Source organism: Azospirillum sp. UENF 112521 (assembly GCF_058780665.1).
The window spans coordinates 1,590,500-1,616,504 of the sequence record NZ_JBSNCI010000002.1 but is presented as its reverse complement, the minus strand read 5'-3'; the positions used below and the strand labels follow the sequence as shown (position 1 = coordinate 1,616,504).

21 protein-coding genes are annotated in these 26,005 nt (G+C 67.9%); 8 read left to right on the top strand and 13 right to left on the bottom strand.

Annotation, left to right across the window (positions count from 1 at the left end):
• Nucleotides 1-13: 13 nt before the first annotated feature.
• A complete protein-coding gene (locus ACWPN8_RS09930) occupies nt 14-1,801 on the bottom strand; it encodes an ABC transporter ATP-binding protein (protein ID WP_492240664.1) in 1,788 nt (595 codons plus the stop codon).
• Between the two features lie 177 nt (nt 1,802-1,978).
• Here ACWPN8_RS09930 and ACWPN8_RS09925 point away from each other — a divergent pair, with 177 nt between their 5' ends.
• The gene (locus tag ACWPN8_RS09925; RefSeq protein ID WP_492240663.1) at nt 1,979-3,016 is read left to right on the top strand and encodes a patatin-like phospholipase family protein; all 1,038 of its coding nucleotides are present in this window, start codon (nt 1,979-1,981) and stop codon (nt 3,014-3,016) included.
• Nucleotides 3,017-3,035: 19 nt separating this feature from the next.
• Here the strand turns inward: ACWPN8_RS09925 and ACWPN8_RS09920 are convergent, their stop codons facing one another.
• Nucleotides 3,036-3,218: a hypothetical protein gene (locus ACWPN8_RS09920; RefSeq protein ID WP_085089555.1), complete on the bottom strand. Its 183-nt coding sequence runs from the start codon at nt 3,216-3,218 to the stop codon at nt 3,036-3,038.
• A gap of 170 nt (nt 3,219-3,388) precedes the next feature.
• Here ACWPN8_RS09920 and ACWPN8_RS09915 point away from each other — a divergent pair, with 170 nt between their 5' ends.
• Together ACWPN8_RS09915 and ACWPN8_RS09910 are read left to right on the top strand one after the other, a co-directional pair.
• Nucleotides 3,389-3,886, top strand: coding sequence for an RT0821/Lpp0805 family surface protein (locus ACWPN8_RS09915; protein ID WP_492240662.1), 498 nt, complete (start codon nt 3,389-3,391; stop codon nt 3,884-3,886).
• Between the two features lie 119 nt (nt 3,887-4,005).
• Nucleotides 4,006-5,895 carry a potassium/proton antiporter gene (locus tag ACWPN8_RS09910; protein ID WP_492240661.1) on the top strand — a complete coding sequence of 630 codons (1,890 nt, stop codon included), beginning with the start codon at nt 4,006-4,008 and terminating at the stop codon, nt 5,893-5,895.
• A 3-nt stretch (nt 5,896-5,898) separates the two neighbouring features.
• On the opposite strand, the gene ACWPN8_RS09905 is transcribed toward ACWPN8_RS09910, so the two are convergent.
• Both ACWPN8_RS09905 and typA read right to left on the bottom strand, forming a co-directional pair.
• Nucleotides 5,899-7,572, bottom strand: a complete 1,674-nt coding sequence (locus ACWPN8_RS09905; protein WP_492240660.1) for an ABC transporter permease — start codon at nt 7,570-7,572, stop codon at nt 5,899-5,901.
• Between the two features lie 112 nt (nt 7,573-7,684).
• A complete protein-coding gene (gene typA / locus ACWPN8_RS09900; protein ID WP_109096791.1) occupies nt 7,685-9,511 on the bottom strand; it encodes a translational GTPase TypA in 1,827 nt (608 codons plus the stop codon).
• 193 nt (nt 9,512-9,704) lie between these two features.
• Here typA and ACWPN8_RS09895 point away from each other — a divergent pair, with 193 nt between their 5' ends.
• The gene (locus tag ACWPN8_RS09895; protein ID WP_247872879.1) at nt 9,705-11,753 is read left to right on the top strand and encodes an autotransporter assembly complex protein TamA; all 2,049 of its coding nucleotides are present in this window, start codon (nt 9,705-9,707) and stop codon (nt 11,751-11,753) included.
• 98 nt (nt 11,754-11,851) lie between these two features.
• Here the strand turns inward: ACWPN8_RS09895 and ACWPN8_RS09890 are convergent, their stop codons facing one another.
• Nucleotides 11,852-12,088: a hypothetical protein gene (locus ACWPN8_RS09890; RefSeq protein ID WP_492240659.1), complete on the bottom strand. Its 237-nt coding sequence runs from the start codon at nt 12,086-12,088 to the stop codon at nt 11,852-11,854.
• A 19-nt stretch (nt 12,089-12,107) separates the two neighbouring features.
• Here ACWPN8_RS09890 and ACWPN8_RS09885 point away from each other — a divergent pair, with 19 nt between their 5' ends.
• Nucleotides 12,108-16,166, top strand: a complete 4,059-nt coding sequence (locus ACWPN8_RS09885) for a translocation/assembly module TamB domain-containing protein (RefSeq protein WP_492240658.1) — start codon at nt 12,108-12,110, stop codon at nt 16,164-16,166.
• Between the two features lie 15 nt (nt 16,167-16,181).
• Here the strand turns inward: ACWPN8_RS09885 and ACWPN8_RS09880 are convergent, their stop codons facing one another.
• The 4 genes from ACWPN8_RS09880 to ACWPN8_RS09865 all read right to left on the bottom strand — a co-directional run bounded on the left by ACWPN8_RS09880 (nt 16,182) and on the right by ACWPN8_RS09865 (nt 18,931).
• On the bottom strand, nt 16,182-17,033 hold the full coding sequence (locus ACWPN8_RS09880; RefSeq protein ID WP_492240657.1) for a methyltransferase domain-containing protein: 852 nt from the start codon (nt 17,031-17,033) through the stop codon (nt 16,182-16,184).
• Nucleotides 17,030-17,341, bottom strand: a complete 312-nt coding sequence (locus tag ACWPN8_RS09875; RefSeq protein ID WP_492240656.1) for a hypothetical protein — start codon at nt 17,339-17,341, stop codon at nt 17,030-17,032. Before ACWPN8_RS09875 ends, ACWPN8_RS09880 begins: the two co-directional genes overlap by 4 nt.
• A gap of 126 nt (nt 17,342-17,467) precedes the next feature.
• Complete coding sequence (locus ACWPN8_RS09870; protein WP_109096787.1) at nt 17,468-17,803, bottom strand: hypothetical protein; 336 nt, start codon at nt 17,801-17,803, stop codon at nt 17,468-17,470.
• Nucleotides 17,804-18,004: 201 nt separating this feature from the next.
• Entirely contained in the window at nt 18,005-18,931 is a 927-nt protein-coding gene (locus ACWPN8_RS09865; protein ID WP_492240655.1) for a lytic transglycosylase domain-containing protein, read from the bottom strand.
• A gap of 666 nt (nt 18,932-19,597) precedes the next feature.
• Here ACWPN8_RS09865 and ACWPN8_RS09860 point away from each other — a divergent pair.
• Nucleotides 19,598-20,413, top strand: a complete 816-nt coding sequence (locus ACWPN8_RS09860) for an RNA polymerase sigma factor (RefSeq protein WP_492240654.1) — start codon at nt 19,598-19,600, stop codon at nt 20,411-20,413.
• Nucleotides 20,414-20,769: 356 nt separating this feature from the next.
• On the opposite strand, the gene ACWPN8_RS09855 is transcribed toward ACWPN8_RS09860, so the two are convergent.
• Nucleotides 20,770-20,934, bottom strand: a complete 165-nt coding sequence (locus ACWPN8_RS09855) for a DUF1328 domain-containing protein (protein WP_042689062.1) — start codon at nt 20,932-20,934, stop codon at nt 20,770-20,772.
• A gap of 344 nt (nt 20,935-21,278) precedes the next feature.
• Between ACWPN8_RS09855 and ACWPN8_RS09850 the strand changes: the two genes are divergently transcribed.
• Nucleotides 21,279-21,698, top strand: a complete 420-nt coding sequence (locus ACWPN8_RS09850) for a hypothetical protein (RefSeq protein WP_492240653.1) — start codon at nt 21,279-21,281, stop codon at nt 21,696-21,698.
• 1 nt (nt 21,699) lies between these two features.
• Here ACWPN8_RS09850 and ACWPN8_RS09845 read toward each other — a convergent pair whose 3' ends face one another.
• On the bottom strand, nt 21,700-23,739 hold the full coding sequence (locus ACWPN8_RS09845; protein WP_492240652.1) for a YjbH domain-containing protein: 2,040 nt from the start codon (nt 23,737-23,739) through the stop codon (nt 21,700-21,702).
• A 120-nt stretch (nt 23,740-23,859) separates the two neighbouring features.
• Nucleotides 23,860-24,279, bottom strand: coding sequence for an OsmC family protein (locus tag ACWPN8_RS09840; protein ID WP_492240651.1), 420 nt, complete (start codon nt 24,277-24,279; stop codon nt 23,860-23,862).
• 163 nt (nt 24,280-24,442) lie between these two features.
• On the opposite strand from ACWPN8_RS09840, the gene ACWPN8_RS09835 reads away from it, so the two are divergent.
• Nucleotides 24,443-25,465 carry a cation diffusion facilitator family transporter gene (locus tag ACWPN8_RS09835; protein ID WP_492240650.1) on the top strand — a complete coding sequence of 341 codons (1,023 nt, stop codon included), beginning with the start codon at nt 24,443-24,445 and terminating at the stop codon, nt 25,463-25,465.
• A 4-nt stretch (nt 25,466-25,469) separates the two neighbouring features.
• On the opposite strand, the gene ACWPN8_RS09830 is transcribed toward ACWPN8_RS09835, so the two are convergent.
• Complete coding sequence (locus tag ACWPN8_RS09830) at nt 25,470-25,985, bottom strand: phasin family protein (RefSeq protein ID WP_109096783.1); 516 nt, start codon at nt 25,983-25,985, stop codon at nt 25,470-25,472.
• Nucleotides 25,986-26,005 lie beyond the last annotated feature (20 nt).

Genomic DNA, 26,005 nt, shown 5'->3' with positions numbered 1-26,005 from the left:
TGGGCGGGAGGCCTCAGGCCCCCGCCCGCACCTCGTCCTCGCCGAATTGCAGCCGGCACAGCCGGGCATAGGCCCCGTCGGCGGCCAGCAGCGCCTCGTGCGGGCCCTGTTCGATGATGCGGCCGCCTTCCATCACCACGATCCGGTCGGCATTGCGCACCGTCGCCAGACGGTGGGCGATCACCAGCGTCGTGCGCCCCTCCGTCAGACGTTCAAGCGCCGCCTGCACCAGACGTTCCAATTCGCTGTCCAGCGCGCTGGTCGCCTCGTCCAGCAGCAGGATCGGCGCGTCCTTCAGGAAGGCGCGGGCCAGCGCCAGACGCTGGCGCTCGCCGCCCGACAGCTTCACGCCGCGGTCGCCGATCACCGTGTCATAGCCCTCCGGCAGCTTCGACACGAAGTCGTGCGCGGCGGCTGCCTTGGCGGCGGCGATCACGTCATCCATCCCGGCATCGAGCCGGCCGAAGCAGATGTTCGCCCGCACCGTGTCGTTGAACAGGACCGTGTCCTGGCTGACGATGGACACGGCACCGCGCAGGCTGCGCAGGGTGGCGCCGCGGACATCCTGGCCATCGATCAGCACCTCGCCCCCCGTCACGTCGTAGAGGCGGGGGATCAGGTTGAAGACAGTCGATTTGCCGGCGCCGCTGCGCCCGACCAGCGCCACCGTGCTGCCGGCCGGCACGTCGAGGTCGATCCCCTTCAGCGTGTCGGCCCCGGCCTCGTAGGAGAAGCGGACGCCGCGGAGCGCAACGGCGCCCGTGGAGACGGAGAGCGGCTTGGCGCCCGGCTGCTCGACGATGGTCGGCTGCTGGTCCAGCAGCTCGAAGATGCGCTGGGCGGCGGCAAGCCCTTCCTGCAACGCGGCGTTCAGCGTGCCGATGGCGCGCACCGGCTGGGCCGCCATCAGCAGCGCGCCGACGAAGCCGGAGAAGGCGCCGACCGAGCCTTCGCCCATCGTCATGCGATAGCCGGCGAAGGCGATCACGCCGGCCACCGCGACGCCGCCCAGCACCTCCATCATCGGGTCGATGCGCGACCGGGCGCGCACCGCCTTCATCGTCAGCAGATAGTTCTCGTGGAAGGCGCGGCCGGCGCGGGCGCGCTCATAGTCTTCGAGGTTGTAGGTCTTGACCATGCGCGCGCCCGACAGGCTTTCGGTCAGCAGCGAGGTCATGTCGCCCATCTGCGCCTGGGTGTCGCGGGAGACACGGCGCAGGCGCTTGCCGATCCGCACGATGGGAACGGCGGCAATGGGATAGATGATGAAGACGATCAGCGACAGCAGCCAGTCGAGATAGAACATCGACCCGACGAGCGCGATCACCGTCAGGATGTCACGCACCAGCCCGGTCAGCGTCCGGGTCAGCGCATTGCGGATCAGATCGACGTCGTTGATGAAGCGCGAGGTCAGCGACCCGGTGGGCGTGGCGTGAAGCTGCGCCATGTCGGCGGTTTGCAGGTGCGTGAACATCGCCAGCCGGACGTCGGCGATGATGCGCTGGACGATGTCGCTGGTCACCACCGTCTGGGAATAGAGCGACACGCCCTTGATGATCGTCACCGCCACGATGGCGAGCGGGATCACCAGCAGCATGCCGCGGTCCTGGGCGGAGAACATGGCATAGGACCGGTCGATCAGCAGCGGATAGGCGCCGGTGGTCGCCGCCACCACCGCCATCAGTACGAAGGACATCAGCAGCTTGCCGCGATAGGGGCGCACCCATTCGCGCCACATCCGGGCCGCCAGCCGTTCGGTCGCCGCATCCAGGCGCAGGGGCTTGCCGCTCTTGTTCGTCACGGTCGCATCCGATCATCTTGTCCGATGGGGATGGCTTAGCCCATGGGCTTCGGCTTTGTCCACCGGTCGACGTGCCGCCGCCGGTGCTGGTCACAGGCTTCCTTTACCGATTCCGTACGAGGATGCTGACGATCGGGGCGGCGAACATCGGTGCCGCCGGGGATGGGGGGAAGGCCAATGCCGAATGGAACCAGCCTGAATGGCGGCATCAATGGCGTCAACACTGCCGGTAACAATGGTGGCGGGAGCGCGCGGCGTCCGCGCATCGGTCTTGCGCTGGGCGGCGGCGTGGCGCGCGGTTGGGCGCATATCGGGGTGCTGCGGGCGCTGAAGCGCTATGGCATCGAGGCCGACATCGTCTGCGGTTCCTCGGTCGGGGCGCTTGTGGGCGGCGTCCATCTGGCGGGAAAGCTCGACACGCTGGAAGAGTGGGTGCGCACGCTGACCCGGATGAAGATCGTCGGCTATCTGGATCTGCGGCTGCGCCAGAGCGGCGGACTGATCAGCGGCGACCGGCTGCTGGCCGAATTGCGCCTGCATCTGGGCGACGTGCGGATCGAGGAACTGCCATGCCCCTATGCCGCCGTCACCACCGATCTGGTGACCGGCCACGAGGTGTGGCTGCAACGCGGCGAACTGGTCGACGCCATGCGGGCGTCCTTCTCGCTGCCGGGGGTGTTTCCGCCGGCGTCCATCGACGGGCGCTGGATGATCGACGGTGCGCTGGTCAACCCGGTGCCGGTGTCGGCCTGCCGGGCGCTGGGCGCGCAGATGGTGATCGCCGTCAATCTGGCCGGCGATATCCTCGGCAAGGCGCGCAAGCCCGGATCGAGCGTGCCGACCGCCGCAGGATTCGACCTGTTGCGGCTGGTCGAGGACGAGACGCCGGACCATCGCGCGCCGAGCGGCATCGGCGCCCTGACGCGTCGGATCTTCCGCCGCGACTATGAGGGGCCGAGCCTGTTCGGCGTGATGGTCTCGTCGCTCAGCATCGTCACCGACCGCATCACCCGGTCACGGCTTGCCGGCGATCCGCCGGACGTGCACATCGTGCCGCGGCTGGGTCACATCGGGCTGACCGAGTTCGACCGGGCCGACGATTGCATCCGCGAGGGTGAGGCGGCAGTGGAGCGCGTCTTGCCGGAACTGCACGACGCGCTCGCCGTCTTCGCCACCGGTCCGCGCGAATCGACGCGTGCACCGGTGCGCGACTGAGGCCTTTTGGCGGCCAGTCTTAGTGATCGATGGCGGTGCCCAGCGCCGCACCGCCCAGACCGCCGATCACGGCGCCGCGGGTACCGTCCACGGCGTATCCGCCGGCCGCACCGGCCGCACCGCCGACCACGCCGCCAGTCGAGCAGGCGGTGACGGAAAGGAGCGCGAACACCGCACCGATCAGACGCAAACGGGACATCATACTACCCTCCACGTGTTGACTGTTCGGTCTCTAAACACGCGAAAACGCATTTTGCTTCCATCGCCCCCTGATCTTTTGGTCCTGCTTCTTTGGGGGAACTTCTTCTCTCCATAAGCGTTGACCGGACTTTAACCGTGAAACGTTGATACGGGGGAACCACCATGCGGACCATGACCAACAGGTTGCGCGTCACGGCCATCGCCGCGGTCGCGGCTCTGTCGCTCGGCGCCTGCCAGACCGGCAACAACAGCGGCGGCGGCATCGGCGGGATGAACACGTCGGAGACCGTCGGCACGCTGGGTGGCGCCGTCGCCGGCGGCCTGCTCGGCTCGCGCTTCGGCGGCGGCGCGGGCAAGCTGGCGACGACGGCCATCGGCACGCTGGTCGGCGCCTATGCCGGCCAGCAGCTGGCCCGGCACTTCAGTCCTGCCGACCAGAACCGCGCGTCGGACGCGGAGGAGCGCGCGGTCGCCAACAACCAGACCATCACCTGGAACAACCCGCAGTCCGGCAACAGCGGCACCATCCAGCCGGTGAGGACCTATCAGGGCACCGACGGCCAGACCTGCCGCGACTACAATCATACGGTCGTTATCGAGGGCAGGACCGAGGTCGCGCGCGGCACGGCCTGCCGTCAGGCTGACGGAAGCTGGAGACTGGTATCGTAAGCGTACAGCCTATCCGAATGACCGCCTCCGGGTCCTACTCCTTGCGGATGTGGGGAGTTGCCGTCAAAATCAAGGAGTTCCGCCGGATGGCGGCCCAATAAGAACGGCGTGCGGGGCTTATGGAGGCGGTCAGCTACATCATCCTCATCGGATCGACCCTGCTGATCGTCAGTGTGCTGACCAGCTATCTTGCTTTGCGGGTCGGTGCGCCGCTGCTGCTGATCTTCCTCGGCATCGGCCTGCTGGCCGGCGAGGATGGGATCGGCCACATCTCCTTCAACGATGCCGGCTCCGCCTTCCTGATCGGATCGATGGCGCTGGCCGTGATCCTATTCGAAAGTGGGTTCGATACCAAGCTCGCCAGCTACAAGGCCGCAGCTTGGCCGGCGATGACGCTGGCGACGGTCGGGGTGGCGGTGACCACCGGCGTGGTGGGGATCGCCGCCCATTACCTGATGGGGCTGGCCTGGGGGGAGGCGCTGCTGGTCGGGGCGGCGTGCAGTTCCACCGATGCGGCGGCGGTCTTCTTCCTGCTGCGCGTCGGCGGCATCACGCTCCGCGACCGCGTCCGCTCCACCCTGGAAATCGAATCGGGCAGCAACGACCCGGTCGCCATCATGGTGACCATCCTGCTGGTGGAGGCGGCGACCCACGGTCTGGCGTCCCCCATCGCCATCGTCGGCGAACTGGTGCTGGCCTTTTCGCTGGGCGGGGTGATGGGGCTGGCCGGCGGCTGGCTGCTGGTGACCTTCATCAACAAGGCGAATTTCGAAGCCGGGCTGAATCCGGTGGTGACGCTGACCTTCGCCCTGTTCATCTTCGCCGTCACCAACGTCATGGGCGGCAGCGGCTATCTCGCCGTCTATGCCGCCGGGCTCTATGCCGGCAACGTCAAGCTGCGCGGTGCGCTTGAGCTGCGGCGTTTCCATGCCGGGCTGACCTGGCTCAGCCAGATCGTCATGTTCGTGATGCTGGGGCTGCTCGCCACGCCGCGGGAATTCGCCGGGATGATCCTGCCGGCGCTGGGTGTGGCCTTCGTCCTGATCGTCGTCGCCCGCCCTGCCGCGGTGTGGATGTGCCTGCTGCCCTTCCGCTTCTCGGTGCGGGAGACCAGCTTCATCGCCTGGGTCGGCTTGCGCGGTGCGGTATCGCTCCTGCTGGCGCTGGTGCCGGTGCTGGGCGGGCTGGAGAACGGGCAGTTGATCTTCAATACCGCCTTCATCGTCGTGGTGGTGTCGCTGCTGGTGCAGGGCTCGACCATCGGCACGATGGCGCGGGCGCTGGAACTGATCGTTCCCCCGCGCCGCGGCCCGGTGGAGCGCGTGGAACTGGAGCTTCCCGGCAATGCCGACCAGGAGCTGGTGGCCTACACCGTCCACGCCAAGAGCCCGGCGGCCAGGGGGCAGCGCATGCCGCGCTGGGCCAGGCCGTCGCTGGTCATCCGCTCGGGTGCCGTGGTGCCACTGCACAAGGCGAAGCCGTTGCAGCCCGGCGACCATGTTTATCTCTTCACGCCGCAGCATCGGCTGACCCTGATCGACAGGCTCTATGGCGGCAGCCGGGCGCTCGACCAGAACGACCGGGAATTCTACGGCGATCTGGTGCTGAGCCCGGACGCGACCGTAGAGCAGATCGCCGAGATGTACGGGCTGCCGCTGTCGCTGCCCAACGCTCGGTTGACGCTGAGCGACTTGCTGCGCAACGAGTTCGGCGGTTCCTGCGAGTTGGGCGACCGGGTACGCATGGGCGGCGTCGAGCTGATCGTGCGCGACATGGAGGACAACATCATCACCTCCGTCGGCTTGGCGCTGGAGCCGGCCCGCGTGACCAGCCGCCGCCGGCCGCTCTATCAGCGGCTCATCGATATCGGCGGGCGGCTGCGCGGCTGGTGGAACGAGCAGTCCTTTCGCCGCTGGAAGGAACGCGAAAAGCAGCGGGCGTGCCGGACGGGCATCCCGGCGGCGGAGGCTCGTCACGAAGAGCGGGTGGAAAGCCGCACGGAGGTCTGACGGTCAGTCGCGGTGCCCAGGCCGCGACGCCGCGATGGTGCGGCTGAGATAGATGACCGGGGCGAGGCCGACCAGAACGATCACCAGGGCGGGCAGGGCGGCATCGTCCAAACGCTCCGTTGAGGCCATGCGGAAGGCCTCGATCGCCAGCGTGTCGAAGTTGAAGGGCCGCAGGATCATCGTCGCCGGCAGCTCCTTCGTGATGTCGACGAAGACCAGCATGGCGGCGCTCAGCAGGCTGGGGCGCAGCAGCGGCAGATGGACCCGGCGCAACACCTGCAACGGCGTGTGCCCGAGCGAGCGCGCCGCCCCTTCCAGATTCGGGCCGATCTTGGCGAAGCCCGACTCCAGCGGCCCATAGGCGACGACGAAGAAGCGGATCAGGTAGCCGTAGAGGATGCCGGCGATGGTGGTGCCGAGGATCGCCCCCATCGGCCAACCGGTCCAGTCGCGCGTCAGACCGACGGTGATGAGGATGCCGACGGCGATCACCGTGCCCGGCGTGGCATAGCCGAGCGAAGCGAGGCGTGCGGCGCCGGTGGCGAAGCCGCTGCGGTCATGGCGCACGCCATGGATCACCATCAGCGCCACCGCGACGACCAGAGCCGCGCCGCTGGCGCCCAGGATGAAGGTGTTCACGGTCAGGTCGGTGAAGCGGGCAAGCGTCAGTTCGATGCCGCCGCGCAGGATCATGCGGATCAGCACGGCACCCGGCAGCAGGAAGCCGAACAGCACCGGCGTCAGGCAAACGATCCACGCCACCGTTGTGCCGCGGGCCGACAGGCGCGGGGCGGGCAGGGCGCGGTAGCGGCCGGTGGTCTGGTGGAAGCGCATCTTGCCGCGCGACAGCCGTTCCAGCCCGACCAGCGCCAGCACCACCAGCAGCAGGACGGCCGCCAACTGCGCCGCCGCGGCCGGATCGCCCAGCGCGAACCATGTGCGGTAGATGCCGACGGTGAAGGTGTCGATGCCGAAATAGCGGACCGCACCGAAGTCGGCCAGCGTCTCCATCAGCGCATAGCCGACCCCGGCCACCAGCGCCGGCCGGGCCAGCGGCAATGCGACGCGGCGGAAGGCGCCGAAGGCAGTGCAGCCCAGCGTGCGACTGGCCTCCAGCACGCAGACCGACTGTTCGAGGAAGGCGGCGCGGGTCAGGACATAGACGTAAGGATACAGCACCGACGACAGCACCAGCCCCGCACCCCAGGCGGTGTGGATGTCCGGGAACCAATAGTCGCCGCGCCGCCAGCCGAAACTGGCGCGCAGGAAGGACTGCAACGGTCCGGCAAATTGCAGGAAGTCGGTGTAGGTGTAGGCCAGCACATAGGCCGGCATGGCGAGCGGCAGCAGCAGCAGCCATTGCAGGACCCCGCGTCCGCGGAAGTCGTGCATGGTGACGGTCCAGGCGCAGGCCACGCCGGTCACCAGCGTGACGATCCCGACGATGCCCAGCAGGATCACCGTGTTGAAGATATAGCCGGGAAGCACCGTCCGCGCCATGTGACCCCACAGATCGGTGGAGACGCCGGCGGACTGGACGAAGACGGCAAGGATCGGCAGGGCGATCAGCAGCGCGAGGATCAGGGCGAACAGCCCCGTCGTGCCGATGCGTGCCCAGAGATGGCGGGGTGAGAAGGACGGGGAGCCGGGGGACTTCGCGTCTGTCGCCATCGCCATGCGGAAACATCCTCGCATCGGTTCAAAAAATCAGGGTGCAAAAAGAAGACGGCGCCTGCTCCCTGTCAGGGGGCAAGCGCCGCCGGTACTCTAACCTATATGCGAACGGTTATCAGCTGGCTTCGGCGGCGCGCGAGTGGCGCTTGCGCTCGTTCGGATCGAGGTAGCGCTTGCGCAGGCGGATCGACTTCGGCGTCACTTCCACCAGCTCGTCGTCGGAGATGTAGGACAGCGCCTTTTCCAGGGTCATCTGGATCGGCGGGGTCAGGCGGACAGCCTCGTCCTTGCTGGTGGTGCGGATGTTCGTCAGCTGCTTGCCCTTGATGACATTGACCTCAAGGTCGTTGCCGCGGGTGTGCTCGCCGATAATCATGCCCTGATAGACCGGCACGCCCGGATCGATCAGCATCGGGCCGCGATCTTCCAGGTTCCACAGGGCGTAAGCCACCGCGGTGCCGTCGCTGTTGGAGATCAGGACACCGGTGCGGCGAGCCGCAATGGCGCCCTTGAACGGGGCGTAGCCATGGAACAGGCGGTTCATGATGCCGGTGCCGCGGGTGTCGGTCAGGAACTCGCCCTGATAACCGATCAGGCCGCGCGACGGCGCATGGAAGACGATGCGGGTCTTGTTGCCGCCCGACGGGCGCATCTCGATCAGGTCGGCCTTGCGCTCCGACATCTTCTGGACGACGGTGCCCGAGAACTCCTCGTCGACGTCGACGACGACTTCCTCAATCGGCTCCAGGCGCTGGCCGTTCAGCGGATCGGTCTTGAACAGCACGCGCGGACGGCTGATCGCCAGCTCGTAGCCCTCGCGGCGCATCGTCTCGATCAGGATGCCCAGCTGCAGTTCGCCGCGGCCGGCCACCTCGAAGGCGTCGCCGCCCTCGGTGTCGGAGATGCGCAGCGCCACGTTGCCTTCGGCCTCGCGGAACAGGCGGTCGCGGATCATGCGGCTGGTGACCTTGTCACCCTCGCGGCCGGCCAGCGGGCTGTCGTTGACCGAGAAGGTCATCGCCAGGGTCGGCGGGTCGATTGGCTGGGCCGACAGCGGCTCGGCTACTTCAGGCGCGCAGATGGTGTCGGCAACCGTGGTGTTGGTCATGCCGGCCAGAGCGACGATGTCGCCGGCATGCGCCTCGTCCACCGGAACGCGCTCCAGGCCGCGGAAGGCCAGCACCTTGCTGATGCGGGCGTTCTCGATCAGCTTGCCGTCGCGGCTCATCGACTTGACGGCCATGTTGACCTTGACCGAACCGGTCAGGATGCGGCCGGTCAGGATGCGGCCCAGATACGGGTTCGCTTCCAGCGTGGTCGCCAGCATGCTGAAGGGCAGGTCTTCCTCGACCTTCGGGGCCGGGACATGGTCGCGGATCAGCTCGAACAGCGGGGTCAGCGTCTCGCGGGCGCCGTTCTCCAGATCCGTGGTCGCCCAGCCGTTGCGGCCCGAGGCGAACAGGGTCGGGAAGTCCAGCTGCTCGTTCGAGGCGTCGAGCGAGGCGAACAGGTCGAACACCTCGTCATGCACCTCGTGCGGACGGCCGTCGGGACGGTCCACCTTGTTGATGACGACGATGGGACGCAGGCCGAGCTTCAGGGCCTTGCCCAGCACGAACTTGGTCTGCGGCAGCGGGCCTTCGGCCGCGTCGCAGAGCAGGACGACGCCGTCGACCATGGAGAGGATGCGCTCCACCTCGCCGCCGAAATCGGCGTGGCCCGGGGTGTCGACGATGTTGATGCGCAGGTCGTTCCACAGAACGGACGTGCACTTGGCCAGGATGGTGATGCCGCGCTCACGCTCCAGGTCGTTGGAGTCCATGGCGCGTTCGGCGACCTGCTGGTTCTCGCGGAACGAGCCGGCCTGCTTGAGGAGCTGATCGACCAGCGTGGTCTTGCCGTGGTCGACGTGGGCGATGATAGCGACGTTACGGAGATTCATGGAGCCTTCGGTCTCGCAAGGGCACCCCCGACACGCAGCAGCGTCATGCCACAAACAACAAAAAGGCCCGCCGAAAGAAATCGGTGGGCGCTGTCGGGGAAACTGTTGCGGCGCAATATATGGATCCGTGGCAAAAACGCAAGCGTTGTACCCTTTGGTCTAGGGCGAATTTCCGGGATGGAGCCATGCGTCAATGGCCCTTACATTGGGGACGATGATCCGCTTCGCTTCCGCTTCCCGCCGCCGCGCGGCCGCTGCAACGAGGATTGCAGCCGCTCCGCTCAAGGCCCCGATCGCCGCACCGTTGGTCGCCGCCCTGCTGATGCTGGGCCCGGCCGACGCCGGCTATGCCCAGGATTCGCCGCCCGACAGCGTCCCCGGCGCCGTGCCCGCGGCGCCGCCTGAGGGTGCCCTGCCGGACGCCGTGCCGCCGGACGAGGAGGTGAGGCCGGCTGGCATCGCCTATGAGGTGGAGATCACGGGCGTCGAGGATGAGGGGTTGCGCGGCACGCTGCGCGACGCCTCGACCCTGGTGGAGCTGAAGGACGACCATCCGCCCTCGCTCATCGGGCTGGAGCGGCGGGCCGACAGCGACCGCGACCGTCTGCAGACGGCGCTGCGCTCCGCCGGCTATTATGACGCCAAGCTGGACATCCGCATCGACGATCCGGCGGCGGGCACCCTGCCTGCGGGCGGACAGGCTCCCCCGGTCAAGGTCACGGTCGCGGTGACGCCGGGGCCGCTCTATCACATAAAGTCGGTGACGGTGCGCGGCGCGGCCAACGCCACGGGTGCTTCTACCCTGCCGAAGGAGGTCGCGACCGACGATCTCGGCCTCGTCGCCGGTGCCCCCGCAATCGCGCAGAAAGTGCTGGACGCCGAATCGGAACTGGTCGGCCGGCTGAGCAAGCGCGGCTATGCCTTCGCCAAGGTGCCCGACCGCGAGGTGGTGGTCGACCATTCCGACCGCACGATGGATGTCACCTACAGCGTCGATCCCGGTCCGCTCACCCGTTATGGCGCCACCCGCGTCGAAGGGCTGGAGAAGGTCGACGAGGATCTGGTGCGCGGGCGTCTCGCCTGGAAGGAGGGGCAGGTCTACGACCCCGGAGCCACCGACCGGGCGCGTCAGGACATCGCCGCCCTCCAGGTCTTCGACACCGTGCGGGTGCGGATGGCGGACGAGCCGGGGCCGGACGGCGTGACGCCGGTCATCGTCTCGGTCAGTGAGCGCAAGCGCCGCTTCATCGGCGGCGGCGTCACCTATTCGACGCAGGACGGGGTGGGCGCCAACGCCTATTGGGGCCACCGCAACCTGTTCGGCGGGGCGGAGCAGCTTCGCGTCGGCGTCGATGTCGGCCGCGTCGCCGGCTCAAGCGGCGGTACGTCGAGCAAAGGCAACGACCTGCCGGACCTGCGCTTCAGCGTCAACTTCCGCAAGCCCGACTTCCTGGCGGTGAAGCAGTCGCTGGTGGTCAATTTCGCCGTGGTGAACGACCAGCCGCCGGCCTACAGCCGCGTCGCGTCCGAACTGACGGTGAAGCTGGAGCGGCCTTTAACCGACCAGCTGACCGTCAGCTATGGCGTGGCCGGCGAGCGCGGCCGGGTGCGGACGGAGGACACCACCTATCAGACCTCCTTCATCGGCGTGCCGCTGGGGGCGGCCTGGAACGGCACCGACAATCTGCTGAACCCGACCTCCGGCCAGCGGGCGTCGTTGCAGGTGACGCCCTGGTTCCCGGTGGGCGGCGACACCAAGTCGCCCTTCACCTCGATATTGCTGAACGGCTCCACCTACTACGATCTCGGCAAGGATGGGCGCTATGTCGCCGCGGGCCGGATCGGTCTGGGCAGCATCCTCGGCACGTCGCTGAGCGACATTCCGCCGGATCACCGCTTCTATGCCGGCGGCGGCGGTTCGGTGCGCGGCTACGGTTTCCAGAAGGCGGGGCCGCGCGACCGCTACGACGATCCGGTCGGCGGCCGGTCGCTGTTCGAGGTCGGGGCGGAACTGCGCATCAAGGTGACGGAGAGCATCGGCGTGGTGCCCTTCGTCGATGCCGGCACCGTCTATGACAAGGCCTATCCCGACTTCAGCGAGCCGTTGCGCGTCGGCGCCGGACTGGGGCTGCGCTACTACACCGACTTCGGCCCGCTGCGCGTCGATGTCGGCGTTCCGCTCAATCCCGCCAGCGGCGATTCGCGCTGGCAGCTGTATCTCAGCCTGGGTCAGGCGTTCTGATGGCGCATTTTCGTCCCAATCCTTTGGGACGATGAGCGTTTATTGCGGTTGAGACGAAGATGGTGCTGGTGAAAGGGCATGGTGTGACGGCGGTTCGCTTATTCTTGGTCGGTCTGACGATCCTTGCCGGCCTGCTGGCCGGCTCGCAGCCCGCTCGGGCCTTCTCGCTGTTCGCCGGCGATACCGCCCGCGACTGGCTGGTCGAGAAGATCGAGGGTGCCGTAGAATCGCCGGACATGCATCTGAAGCTGGGCGCCATCGAAGGCAGCATCCCCACCGATTTCACCATTGCGACCGTCACGCTGTCCGACAGCCAGGGAGTTCTGGCTGACCATCGACAGGCTGCATGTGGTGATGTCGCCGTCCGCCCTGTTCCTGCGCAGCGCCAGGATCGACGCGCTGGAGGCGGCGTCCGTGGTGGTGACCCGCGCGCCGGTCAGCACCCAGCCGGCCGCACCGTCCGATCCCAACGCCCCGCTGCTGCCCAGCCTGCCTGTCGACATCGATCTGAAGAAGCTGGTGGTGGAGCGGCTGGAGCTGGCGCCGGCGCTGCTTGGCGAGCCGGCGGTGCTGCGCATCGCCGGGGCTTTGGCTCTGGAGCACAGTGGCGGAGCGCTGAACACCAACCTGTCCGTGGCGCGCATCGACGACAAGCCGGGCAAGGCCGATCTGGTCGCCGTCTTCGACCCCGGCAAGAACACGCTGAACCTGTCGGTCGATGCGTCCGAACCCGCAGGCGGCGTCATGGCCCGTGCGCTGTCGATTCCCGGCCTGCCGCCGGTCGAACTGACGCTGAAGGGTGACGGCACGCTGGACGATTGGGCGGGCAAGCTGACCGCCATGGCTGGCGAGGCGGCATCGCCCACCGGCACGCTGAATGCCGATGCGACCATCAAGAAGGGGCCGGAAGGGCATGCACTGACGCTGGCGGCCGGCGGCAACGTCGCGCCGCTGATCGCCGGGCTGACCGGCGATACGGTGGTGCCGCTGATCGGCCCCAGCCCGACGCTGAACGCGACCGTCCTGCGGGCGCCGTCCGGGGCCATCAGCCTGCGTCCGCTGGCGCTGACCGTCGCCGCGGCGAACGCGACGGTGAACGGCGATGTCGCCGCCGATTACAAGAACCTGAACCTGCGCTGGACCTTGCAGGCCGGGCCGGACTCCACCCTGCATCCGCTGGTGCCGCTGTCCTGGCGCGAAGGCGTGGTGGAAGGCTCGGCGGAAGGGGCGCTGAGTGCGCTGAACGTCGCGGTGAACGCCACCTTGCGCGACCTTGCTGCCGACGATCCGGCGCTGTCCCGCCTGACCGGACCGGAGACGACTCTGGTTGCCAAGGCACAGCTCGACACCGGCAGCGGCCGGATCGGCTTGGAGACGCTGGCGGTGACCGCTGCGGCGGCACGGGCCGAAGCGAAAGGTACCGTCGGCGGCTGGGGCCAGACGGTCGACCTGACGCTGGGCGCGAACGCCGACGACCTCGCCCCGCTGTCGGGCCTCGCCGGCCGGCCGCTGGCCGGTGCGGTGGCGCTGTCGGGGCCGGTGAAGCGCGGGGCAGATGGCACGCTGACCGCCGAGTTGACCGGCAGCCTCGACCGGCTGTCCACCGGCACGCCTGCCGATGCGGTGCTGGGCGACAAGGCGACGCTGGCGCTGGCCGCCAGGATGGAGCCGGACGGCGCCATGCGCCTGACCGACCTGACGGTCGATGGCCGCAACGGCAAGCTGACCGGCAACGCGGCGCTGGCCGACAACAAGGTCGATGCCCGCACCACCCTGACCGTGGCGAAGCTGGAGCCGCTGGGCGGCGCGCTCGGCACACCCATGGAGGGAGCGGCGACTCTGGAGGCGACCGCCCGCGGCCCGCTCGACGCCATCGAGGCGCAGGCGACGCTGACCGCCCGCGACCTCGTGGTGCAGGGGCGCCGGCTGGGCGCCACGGAGGTCAAGGCGACCGCCGCCGGACTGCCGGCAACGCCGAACGGCACGGTTTCGGCGCGGACCAACCTGGACAAGACGCCGCTGTCGGTGGACGGGCGCTATGCCTTGCGGGAGCAGACGCTGCGGCTTGACGGGCTGACCGTCGCCAACGGGAACAACCGCATCACCGGACAGGCGCAGGTGGCGCTCGACACGCTGCTCGCGACCGGGCGGCTGGAGGGCAAGCTGCCCAACCTGAACGGCCTGTCGGCTTTGGCTGGCATGCCGCTGGGCGGCGGGGCGAGCTTCACCCTGGCGCTGGACGGCAAGGGCGGCAAGCAGGCGGCCAACCTGACCGCCGACGCCAGCGATCTGCGGGTCGAGGGGGAAGGCGGACCACTGCTCACCGCCCGCCGGCTGACGGCCAAGGCCGATGTGGCCGATGCGCTCGGCACCCCGAGCGGCAAGGCACGGGTGGAGATGACCGACGGCAATGCCGCCGGCACCGAGCTGCGCAGCGTCACGGCCTCTCTCGATGGGTCGCTGGCGAAGGCCGGCTTCCAGGCCAATGCCGCCGGAGCGGGCGCCCAGCCCGTTGCGCTCGATCTTGCCGGCAATCTGACGCGGGAAGGGCAGGTGACGCGTATCCGGCTCGACCGCCTGCAGGCGCGCTATGCCGGAGAGGATCTGCGGACCACCGCCCCGGCGACCATCCTGCTGGCCGACCGCCGGTATGAGGTGAAGGAGCTGCGGCTGTCGTCGGGCAATGCCCGGCTGGCCGCCGACCTCGGCCTGAACGGCGACCGGCTGAGCGGCGAGCTGACCATCGACCGCCTGCCGCTCGCCCTGGCGAAGCTGGCGAGCCCGACGCTGGCGCTGGACGGCGTCGCCAACGCGCGGGCGTCGCTGGGCGGCACCCTGCGCAACCCGCGCGCCGACGCCACCCTGCGGGTCAGCGGGTTGAAAGCGCAGCAGACGACGCAGGCCGGGCTTCCGGGCATCGACGCGACGCTGGACGCCCAATGGCGCGACCGCCGGCTGTCGCTGAACAGCCGGATCGCCATGCCGAAGAATGCCGGCACGCTGACCGCCAGCGCCGCGCTTCCGTTGGTGATGAACCCCGACAGCTATGCCGTCAGCGTGCCGTCCAATGGGGCGCTTGAGGCGACGGTGAACGGCACGGTGGATCTGTCGCTGGCGAACGACCTGCTCGCCGCCTCCGGCGACCGGGCGCGCGGATCGCTGCAGCTCGACGTGCGGGCCGGCGGGACGGTGGGCAAGCCGTCGCTTGGCGGGTCGGTGGTGCTGGCGAACGGACGCTACGAGAACCGGGCATCGGGTGCGGTGATCACCAACATCGAGGCGAGGCTGGTCGGCGACGGTGACGTCTTCACCATCCAGAGCTTCCGCGGCCGGACGCGCAACGGTGGTGCGATCAGCGCCAGCGGTGTCATCCGTCCGGGTGCTCCCGCCGACCGCCAGCTCGACATCGCGGTCCAGGCCGACAATGCCCGGCTGGTGGAGATCGATCTGGTGACTGCGGAGATCGGGGCGAACCTGACCCTGACCGGCGGCTTCGCCAACGCCCGGCTGGCGGGGCCGCTGGACATCCGCCGCGCCGAGATCCAAGTGCCCGACCGCATGCCGGCAAACGTCGTCGACCTGAAGGTGACGGAGGTCGGCAAGGGCCGTCGCGCCCGTGGGACCACCCAGGTGTCCACCGCCGGCGGCACCCGCCGCGTGCCCCAGCCGGCGGAAGCGCCGCCGGCCGCGACACCCTTTGTCCTGGCGCTGGACATGACGGTGAACGCGCCGAACCAGATCTTCGTCCGCGGCCGTGGGCTGGACGCGGAGCTTGCCGGCAATCTGCGCGTCAAGGGAACGGCTGCGGCGCCGGAGGTGACCGGCCGCTTCAACATCCTCAAAGGCAGCCTGAACCTGCTGGCCAAGAATTTCGAGTTCAAGCGCGGCATCTTCGACTTCGACGGGACCCAGCCCATCGACCCGCGGCTCGACCTGCTGGCCGAGGCGACCGCCAACGGCATCACCGCCGACGTGGTGGTCAGCGGCACCGCCCGCCAGCCGAAGATCGAGCTGACCTCGCCCCAGGGACTGCCGCAGGACGAGGTGCTGGCCGGCGTGCTCTTCGGCAAGTCGGTGGGCGATCTGAGCGCGGCGGAGGCGGTGCAGCTTGCCCAGTCCGCGGCGGCGCTGGCGGGAGTCGGCGGCGGAGGCGGCGGCATCCTGGACAAGGTGCGCCGCGGCCTGGGCGTCGACCGGCTGGACTTCACCCAGGGTGAGAACGGCAAGGGCGGAGCGGTGCAGGCCGGCCGCTATGTCAGCGACCGCGTCTATGTCGGTGTCGAGCAGGGAATCGGCGCCAACCAGAGCCGGGCGAAGGTCGAGGTCGACATCACCAAGAACCTCAAGGGCACGGCATCCGTCGGCGCCAACTCCGAGACGAAGTTCGGCGTGGTCTACGAGAAGGATTACTGACGGGAGGGGGCGGCGCTAACCCGCCACCCCGACCACGATCCGCGCATGCGACGGCACCGGCACGATGCCGTCCACCGCCCTGGCGTCGAAGCGACGGGCGATGTCGGTCTCCAGCGCATTTCGCTGCTCCGCAGTCAATCCGCCGAGCCGGTGGCCGAAGCTCATGTCGAGGGCGGCACGCCAGAAGGGCTGGCTGGCCGGCGCCTTGCGCACCGGGGTCAGCTCTGTTTCCGATGTCTCTGCAAAGCCGGCGGCGCGCATCAGGTCGGACAGAAGGTCCGGTGCCGCGAAGCGGAACAGCGGATCCAGGCTGCCATCGTCGCCGAGATGGTCGGCCACCGCGTCGCCGATCTCCGCGAACAGGCCGTTCCCGGCGCGCGTTCCCCACACCATGAAGGCCGCCTTGCCACCGGGACGCAGGACACGCCGCACCTCGCGCAGGGCAGAGTCCACCGCCGGCACGAACATGATGCCGAAGCGGCAGGTTACTCCGTCGAAAGCGGCGTCGGCGAAGGGCAGGGTGGTAATGTCGGCGGCGGTGAAGGCGGGTGCCGGCCCCTCCACGCTCCGGGCGCGGCGGACGGCGCCGGCCATCATGCCTGGCACCAGATCGCTTCCGACCACCAACCCATCGGCACCGGCCCGGCGCGCGGCGCTCAAGGCGGGCTCCCCCGCACCCGACGCAAGGTCGAGCAGGCGGTTCCCCTCGACCAGCCCCGCCGCATCGAGCAGCGAGCGGTTCAGCTTGTCGGCCAGATCGGCCATCGGATCGGCCCAGCGGTCCCAGGCATCGGCACTGGCGGCCCAGCGGTCGCGCTCGCGACCGGCATCAGGCATGGCGGCATCGGGACGGGTGGTTGCGGTCAATGGAGAAGCCTCGCCGTGCCGGCCACACGCTGGACCGTGTCGGCATCGCTCAACCGCTCGCCCAGGGCCGACAGCTCGTCGGACAGCTTGCGGTTTGCGTCGGTCAATTGTTGGATGCGGGTCTGCGCCGCCTGCTGCTGCTGGGACAGGGTCGCCACCGTCTCCGTCAGCTTGCGGATTTGCTGGGACTGGCGGGCCGCCGCCTCGTTCTGGCTGCGGCGGATCGATCCGACGGCCACCAGCACGACAAGGCTGACGGTCACGCCGGCCGCGATGGCGACGATGCTGATCCCGGTGAACCAGTCCATGGGCGCAAAGCTTCCGCCCATTTCACCCGATGGTCAAGCAGTCTGACAATCCATGGACGCAACGGACCCGGCGCCGAGCTGGCGCCGGGTCCGCTGTCGAAGAAACAACCGGGGAGGCAGCTGCGGTCAGCCGACGGAGCCGGTGACCGGGCGTTCCGCCTTCATGCGCAGTTCCTTCAGGTGATCGCCGAAGGCGCGCAGGACCGGCATGATCCGCTGGGTCTGGTCGGCGGTGACGTGGGCATCCGTCTTCAGCACGATGGTCGGCGCCTCGGCCATCAGGCGCTTGGCGCGCATCGGACCGACCTTGTCGTCGAGGAACATGGCCATGCCCATCAGGATGCCCAGCGTGACGTCGTCCGGAGCCTTGGGCAGGGCCAGGACTTCATGAAGCTCGTTCAGCAGGGTGTAGGCGACGATGGAGGTGCGTTCGATGGTGTCGACGTCGGCGGCCATGGGCATCGGGCAGGTCCTCGGGAAACGTTCGGATGAAACGTTGCGGGTGAGACACTGGCGGGTGACGCGGGAAGGCGTCCCGAAGGGCGCCAGCGCTTGCGAAATCCGTCGTTCCCCGAGGGTAATCGTCAGTTTATAACCAAAGTGTTAACCAAGCGCTGCCCGAGTCGCCCGAGTCGCATTTTTCCGAGTCGCAATCTTCCGTTCTCATCGTTTTCCGCTGCTGCGCGCCTTGGTCGAAAGCGACAGCTCGGCCACTTCCTCTCGCGCGCTGCTGACGAGGCCGGCCGACTGTACGATGTCGCGGTTGAATGGGTGATAGGTCTGTGCGTAGATCCCGCGGATCTTGGTCACGTAATCCTGCGTCTCGCGGTAGGGCGGGATGCCCTTGTATTGCAGCACGGCGCCTTCTCCGGCGTTGTAGCCCGCCAGCGCATAGGCGACGTTGCCGTTGAAGTAGGCCAGCAGCCAGCGCAGGTACTTCATGCCGCCGCGCATGTTCTGTTCCGCATTGAACGGGTCGGACACGCCGAAGCGCTCCGCCGTCTCCGGGATCAGCTGCATCAGCCCCTGGGCGTTCTTGTTCGAGACGACATCGACGCGATAGCCGGATTCCACCGCGATGACGGCGAGTACCAGATCGGGATCGAGGCCGTAGGTCGGCGCCATCTTCTGAACCATCGCGCGGATTTCCGCCGGCGGCTTGCGGATGATGCCCCAGCGCAGATTGGGCGGCTCGCAGCGGTCGGGCGTCTTCACCGTGCCTCCGGCGCTTCCGACCAGACGTTCCGCCTGCTCGTTGCCCAGTGCCGCGGCCTTGCGCAGCCAGGCACGGCCGAGGTCGGCGTCCTTGGACACGCCGCCCAGGCCGGCCATGTGCATGCGCCCGGCCATCAGCGCGGCATCGGAGTAATCCTGGCGGGCAGCCCGGCAATAGAGCGATAAGGCCAGCCGCGGATCGGCCTTCACCCCGTCGGCACGTTCGTAATGCTGTGCCAGTTCATACTGGGCACGCGCGCTGCCCTTGTTGGCCAACGCCTCCAGGGCGGCGACCGTTTTCTCTGCAATCCCGGCGCTGGCCGGTGCCGAGGCCAGCAGGCAAGGCAGGAGTACTGCTGCGGCAAGTGCCGACATGCGCGCACCGCGGGGTCGCCGGCTGGCATTGCCCTGCAGGGGAGATGAAGCGCGAAACGCGGACGGTGTACCGCAAAGGTTCGTGTGGTCTTCCACCGGACCCCCCTGTATGATTTTCTTCGAGCTTTCGGAGACCATCAAAAGGTCAAAAGCAGAGTTTTCAGGGAGGACGCTGCCGCACCCAATTGGCCGGGTGCCAGGCATAGCGGCATAAGCCGAAACGGAAGGGCGGCTGCCGGAGAATACATCACCGTAAGAGGTTGATGTGGCGCCGCCAATAAAAAATACATAGGCCGATCGACTGCTGTCGGTCGGTCTTTTTCTTTTCGCGTTGGTCATGCGTCCTCCAATCGAATTGGAGAAATAACGAACGACCATGTTTTAAGCCAATGCCCTAACGGTGATTGGTGTGGGATAGCGGGGGTACTCTAGGGGTTAGCTGTCTCCATTGTATGACCCATTAGCCTTTTTCCCAACTGGCAGCTCCTTTGTGCGCTCATTAAGTACGGATCGGGCCAGATAATCGGCTGCGAATTCGACGACCCCGGACGACGGAGACCATCCATTGTCCGGGGCCGTCGCGCCGGAGGCCCCGGCAAAGCCATCCGCATGAAGACGCGGAGAGCAGCCGTGGCGAACGGCATTGAAGGAGGCATCGTTTCACCGATGGCGAACCACGTCGCGACCACCTTGAGCCACCGACAGCTGGTCCCGGCCGGGCCGGTGCCCTTCGGCGCCGAGGCCGTTGGCCGGACCCGTTCGGACCGCCTGCCGACATATCTTGACCAAAACACAGCCGATGCCGGGATGGAGACCCATTTGACTGCCCATGCGGAGGCCGAGATGGCCGAAGCCAACACCGAAATCGACGAAGCCCCGGCCGATGTCGATACCGATGTTGATCGTGCCGACACCGCCGACACGGTTGTCCAGGCCGCCGCGGAGGACGATTTCCGCCCCGACCCCAACGCACCGCCCGACCCGGCGGTGATCCGCCAGATCGAGGAGGAAATCCCGCGCCTGCGCCGCTTCGCCCGTGCGATGGTGCGCGACGCCACCCTGGCCGACGATCTGGTGCAGGAATGCCTTGAACGCGCCCTGTCGCGCCTGCATCTGTGGCGCCCCGGCACCAACCTGCGGGCTTGGCTGTTCACCATCCTGCGCAACCTGCACATCAACGGTGTGCGCCGCCGCCAGCCGGTCGTCGATATCGATGCGGAGGCGCAGGCCGCGATCGGTGCCGCCCCGGGATCGCAGTTTGTGCGGATGGAGCTGCGCGACCTCCGCCGGGCGCTGGCCCTGCTGCCGAACGAGCAGCGCGAGGTGGTTCTGCTGATCGGGCTGGAAGGGATCTCCTACAACGAGGCGGCCGACATCCTGGGCATTTCCATCGGCACGGTAAAGTCGCGCCTGTCGCGCGGCCGCCGCGCCCTCCGCCTGCTGATGGAAGGGGAAAGCCCGTCGGACGCGGCTGACGCCTGATTGCCCGACGCCTGATTGCCCAACGCGTGATCGTGGCGGGCGCGTCTTCGTCAACTTCCGGCATGTGTTGATTTCTGCGGGGCGCCCGGTGGCCGGGCGTCCCGTTTCCATGTCTGTCCGTCTTCTGTCCGTCGCAGTCGGCCGTGGATGGAAGACCGCAAGCAAAAAAGAACGGCGGCGCCCTTACGGACGCCGCCGGAGGCGGGGACGATCGAGACGATGTCGGGGCATAGCTGCACCGACGGCATCTCTGGAGGAGAAAGTCTTGCAGCCTCAGGAGATACTGCGATCAACCGGCCGGCCCGAAGGAGGTTCCGTACCGCGGGAACCTTAGGCCGGCCGGTTCGGCAGCCTGTCTAACGTCGCCGGACCAGACCCATGATCAGGCTGATGGCGAACAGGACCAGGAACAGGAAGAACAGGATTTGCGCGATACCGGAACTGGCCGACGCAATTCCACCGAACCCGAGCGCGCCGGCGATCAGCGCGATGACGAAGAAAACGAGAGCCCAATAGAGCATCATACCCTCCCTCGCTCGGCCGAATAGTCACCAAGGACCGCCGGCGTCACGCATGAGACAAGTCGTGGCCGCATCCGCCGTCCCGTCGTCTCCATCTCCTGGCCTCTGCTTGGGCATGCAAGTCGGGGCGGGGTGAAGGTAAGCAGAGCCGGTGCGGCGGCATTCGAAGATCAGAACAACGCCGTAGGCACGATGTTCCCTGTATCTGATCGGCCGGAGTATCGTAGCGCCGCAGGGCTGGTGCGGACTGGCATTTATGCAACAACGGGGCTGTCTGCGCGTTTCCGTTTGATGAGAGGTCCGGCACCCGCCGGCCATGGGGGACGACAACGAGCGAGGACCCGATGAAGACCGGATTGATCCTGGCGGCAATGGCCGCCTCAGTCGCTATGGTTCCGGTGGCGATGGCGCAGCAGACCTATTCGCAAAGCTATTCCACCTATTCGAGCCAGAACCATTCGGGCAGCACCGGCAGCGATCTTTCCAGCCTGACCGGCTCCGCGGGAGGAAGCTCATCCGATCTCGCCGGACGCCGCGGCCGGGGACAGAAGCCGATCGAACTGCAACAGACGACGCTGCTCAACCAGCTCAGTGCCGCCGGCTATGTCTCGGTGCGCGACTTCCGCAAGGACGGGGACCGCTATGTCGCCAACGCAATGACCCCGCAGGGGCAATGGACGACGGTGGTGCTCGACCCGCGCAACTCTTCGACAACGCCGGCCGCCAATCCAGTCGTAACACCGGGCAGCAAGCCGATCCGTTGATCTAGTTGAGCAGTCGCGCCCATGTGCCGGCGAGGCGGCCGACGCCTCCCGGCACACGGAGATCGTAGAGCGGCAGCGGCTGTTGCAGGCGTTGCCCGGCATCGCGGCCCAGCGTACGCACCGCCGTCTCCACCGTGCCGCCGACCGGAAGCCAGCCTGAAGCGGCGATGGGCACCACCAGCGCCAATCCCCAATCCATCCTTCCGCCGAACCGGCTTTGCGCGCCGTCCGGCCCTTCTGTCCAGGTGGCATGGGCTTTCAGGCCGATGCCGCCGTCGAAGCGGCGCATCACCTCCACCGTGCCACCCCAGTCGCCGCCGAGATAGCGGCCGAGCCGAAGCGCGGTCGTGGTGTCGGCCCCCGGCGATTCCCAATAGACGCTGGCATGGCCGGTGCCGCGGGCGTCGGTGCGGTCGAAGCCGAGCAGGCTGTCCGGCCGCCGCTTCCACACATGGTTGAGGTCGAGGCCCAGCGCCCAGCGGGCGGCGAGCGGCTGCACCAGCGCCTCGGCACCGATGCCGGCATACATCTCCTCCAGATGGCCGGCGGACAGCCGGGTGGTCAGTCCATCCGCCGGGCGGGCGAGCCAAGCCCCATAGGCATGGTCGAGCGACATCCGACGGTCGGCGTAACGCGGCAGATCGCTGCGCACGGGCTGTTCCGCCGGCAGGGCATTGGTGTCCAGCAGTTGCAGATCGCTCGGCGCGTTGATGCGCAGCCCGCCGCCCAGCACCAGCCCGCGCATCGGCTCCGCCCGCAGCATCACGTCCGTGTGGGTGCGTTGGGCCAATGGCGTTCCCAGCTCCGCCAGATCGAAGGTGGCGACGAGCCGGGTCGAGAGATCGAGGGAGGGGTGCCAGTCGGGCGGCGGTTCGGCTGCCGGGGCAAGTTGCGTGGTTTGCCAGATCTCCTCGGCGCTGCCGCGATGGTTTGCGGCCCGTTCCAGGTCGCGGCGGAACAAGGTCACGGCCGCCGCGTCGAGACCTATGGCGCCGGTGACGATGCGGAGCCGTTCGACTCCGGGCGGAGCGAGATCGGCAAGCAGGCGGGCGGCATCGCCGACCTCGCGTGCCAACGGCATCCGTCCGCTCCCGGCCGGGTCGAGCCACAGGGTCGCCAGCTCTCCCTCGATCCGGGCCGAGCGGACGGGAAGGCCCCGGCTGCGGGCCACCAGGGCGATGGCATCGGCGGACAAGGCCGAGCCGGCGGAGGGGCGCGGGCCGATGGTAGGGGGAGGGCGGTCGGGTTTGTCGGCATCCACCGCCGGATCGAAGCGGACCGACAGCCGCAGCATCAAGCGGCGTCCCTGCTCGTAGGCCGCGCCCAGATCGGCCCAGGATGTGGGACGCCAGGACAGGCCCACGCTGTAGCGGCTGCCGGGATCGAAGCCCGGTTCATCCTGCCGCTGGGCGCGGAAGTGGTCGCCGGAGGATTCCAGCTTCAGGCTCAGACCGTCGACCGGCAAATGCCACTCGGCACCGCCGAACAGCGCCACCCGCTCGCCGCTGAACCATACCTTGGGGCCGCGGGTTATCGGCCAGGCGGAGGGGTCGCGGTCACGGCGGAACCGGCCGCCCAGAAAACGCAGCGGGTTGCGCAGCTGGCCGGCCTCTCCCAGCGTCCCCCAACCCATGCCCAGCGTCAGGTCCACATCCCACCAGCGGCGCGACAGGGCGAGGTATTCGCCGGCGAAGCGGCCCTTGCCCGGCAGGTCCAACCCCGAGCCGGTGACGTCGCGTCCGCCGACCACGACTGCCGGCCCATGCTCATCCTCCCGCCGCAGGCGGAGTTTCAGGTCCAGGCCGGGTTCGCTGAGGCCGTAATAGCCGGGATAAGCGCTATTGCGGCCGGTGACCTCCAACCAGGGCAGCAGCTGGGCCGAGATCGAGTAATGGCGATGCAGATCGCCGAGCGCGGTCAACCCGCCGCTCATCGACCCGTCGGGCGCCATCCGGGCGTTCGGCATCTGCAACAGCCCGATCCCACCCCAGTCGGACAGGCTGACCCCTGTCTCTCCGGCGAAAGCGGGGGAGGTGAGCATTGGAAGAAGGAAAGCGATAAGGAAGGGGCGCACGCGATGATCGCGAAAGTTCGGAGCAGGTGCCCGATCCTTCGCGAGTCATGCGTATGGATGCAACTGAAAAGCTATGGAGTCGCCTCCTTACGGCGCCTCTACCACGTCGAAGTCGTGGGTGATGGCCGCGGTCTGGCCCAGCATGATGGAAGCCGAGCAGTATTTTTCCGCCGACAGGGCGATGGCGCGCTCGACCTTCGCCGGATCCAGCTTGCGGCCGGTCACGGTGAAGTGGACGTGAATCTTGGTGAAGACCTTCGGGTCGGTTTCCGCCCGCTCCGCCTCGATGGCGGCGACGCAGTCGGTGATCTGCTGGCGGCCCTTTTCCAGGATCATTACCACGTCGAAGCAGGTGCAGCCGCCCATGCCGATCAGCAGCATTTCCATCGGCCGGATGCCGGCGTTGCGGCCACCGGCTTCGACGGCGCCATCCATCACCACGGCATGGCCGCTGCCGGATTCGCCGACGAACATCTTGCCGTCCACCCAGGTGACGCGCGCCTTCATGACCATTTCCTTCGTTCACTGTTGATCGTGAGTGACCGCGCGAAGCTAGGCGCCGCGATGGATCTGCGCAAGAGGCGCACTGCGCCGTTCCGTGCAAGGGGGCGTGCCTTCCATGTCGGGCTTGTCCAAGGGACCATGAGCGCCCAAACTCCGGTGCGCTGCGATGCACAATCCGACGACGGGACCCATCATCATGCCGCACGGCCATTCCTATGGCGGTTCGACCAACCTCGACCATGATCATGCAGGGCATGACAACCCCGATCACGGCCATTCCGATCACGGCCATGCCGGCCATCAACACCATCACGGGCCGGTGCGCTACGACCGCTCTTTCGCTCTGGGGGCGCTGCTGAACATCGGCTTCGTGGTGGTGGAAGCGGTCTATGGGCTGATCGCCAACTCCACCGCCCTGATCGCCGACGCCGGGCACAATCTCAGCGACGTGATGGGACTGCTCCTGGCCTGGGGAGCGGTGTGGCTCGGGCGGCGAATTCCGCAGGGACGCTATACTTACGGCTTCGGCAACGCCTCGATCCTGGCATCGCTGCTGAATGCCATGATCCTGCTGATCGCCGTCGGCGCCATCCTGCTGGAGGCGGTCAACCGCCTTGCCGATCCGGAACCGGTCGGAGAAACGACGGTGATGGTGGTTGCGGCGGTCGGAATCGTCATCAATGGCTGGACCGCCTGGCTGTTCATGGGCGGGCAGAAGCACGACATCAATCTGCGCGGCGCCTATCTGCACATGGCGGCCGACGCGGCGGTGTCGCTGGGCGTGGTGGTGGCGGCGCTGCTAATCCGCTTCACCGGCTGGCTGTGGCTGGATCCGGTAACCAGCATCCTCATCGCCCTGGTCATCGTTGGCGGCACCTGGGGATTGCTGCGTGATTCGGTGCGCTTGGCGATGGGCGCGGTGCCGGACGGCGTCGACCGGACGGGGGTGGAGCGCTATCTGGCCGGACTGCCCGGCGTCACCGCCGTGCATGACCTGCACATATGGCCGATCAGCACGACCGAAACCGCCCTGACCGCCCATCTCGTCCGTCCAGGCATTGGGCAGGACGACGCGCTGCTGCTGGGCATCTCGACGGTGCTGAAGGACCGCTTCGGCATCGGCCACGCTACCATCCAGGTGGAGCATGACGGCAGCTGTTGCCGTCTTGCTCCCGCGGACGTGGTTTGATCGGTCAGGCCTGTTCGCGGGCAAGGCGGCGGGCGTTGGCGCGCACCTTGCGATAAGCGGGGTTCATGCCGGCGGCGGCGAGGGAGGCCGTCGCCTCGATCAGGCGCAGGTTGGCATGGATGCCGGCATCGACGACATCCGCCAGCAGGCGCTGCTGGACATCGATGATCTCTACCGGGTTCTTGCAACTGGCGAGGCCGCCGATGGTGGTGGCGGCTGCCTGGGTCTGCTTGGTGATCATGGTGATCCAGGCCTGTCCGAACTCGCCGATGCCGGTGGCGACGGCGTGGAAGGCTTCCACTGCCGCCTCCACCTTTTCAGCACCCATGCGGATGAATTCCGGATTGGCGAAGTCGATGGGGTTCGACAGCGCCGCGGTCATCATCGCGGTGCGGTATCCGATGGTCTGCGCCGCCGCGACGCCCATTTCGCCACCGCGAAGGCCGGTCTTGGTGAGCTGGCCCGCCACCGCCATCAGCCTGTCGGTGGGGTGGCCATTGCCGGCATTCTCTCGTGACATGGGCGTCGCCTCTCTGAAGA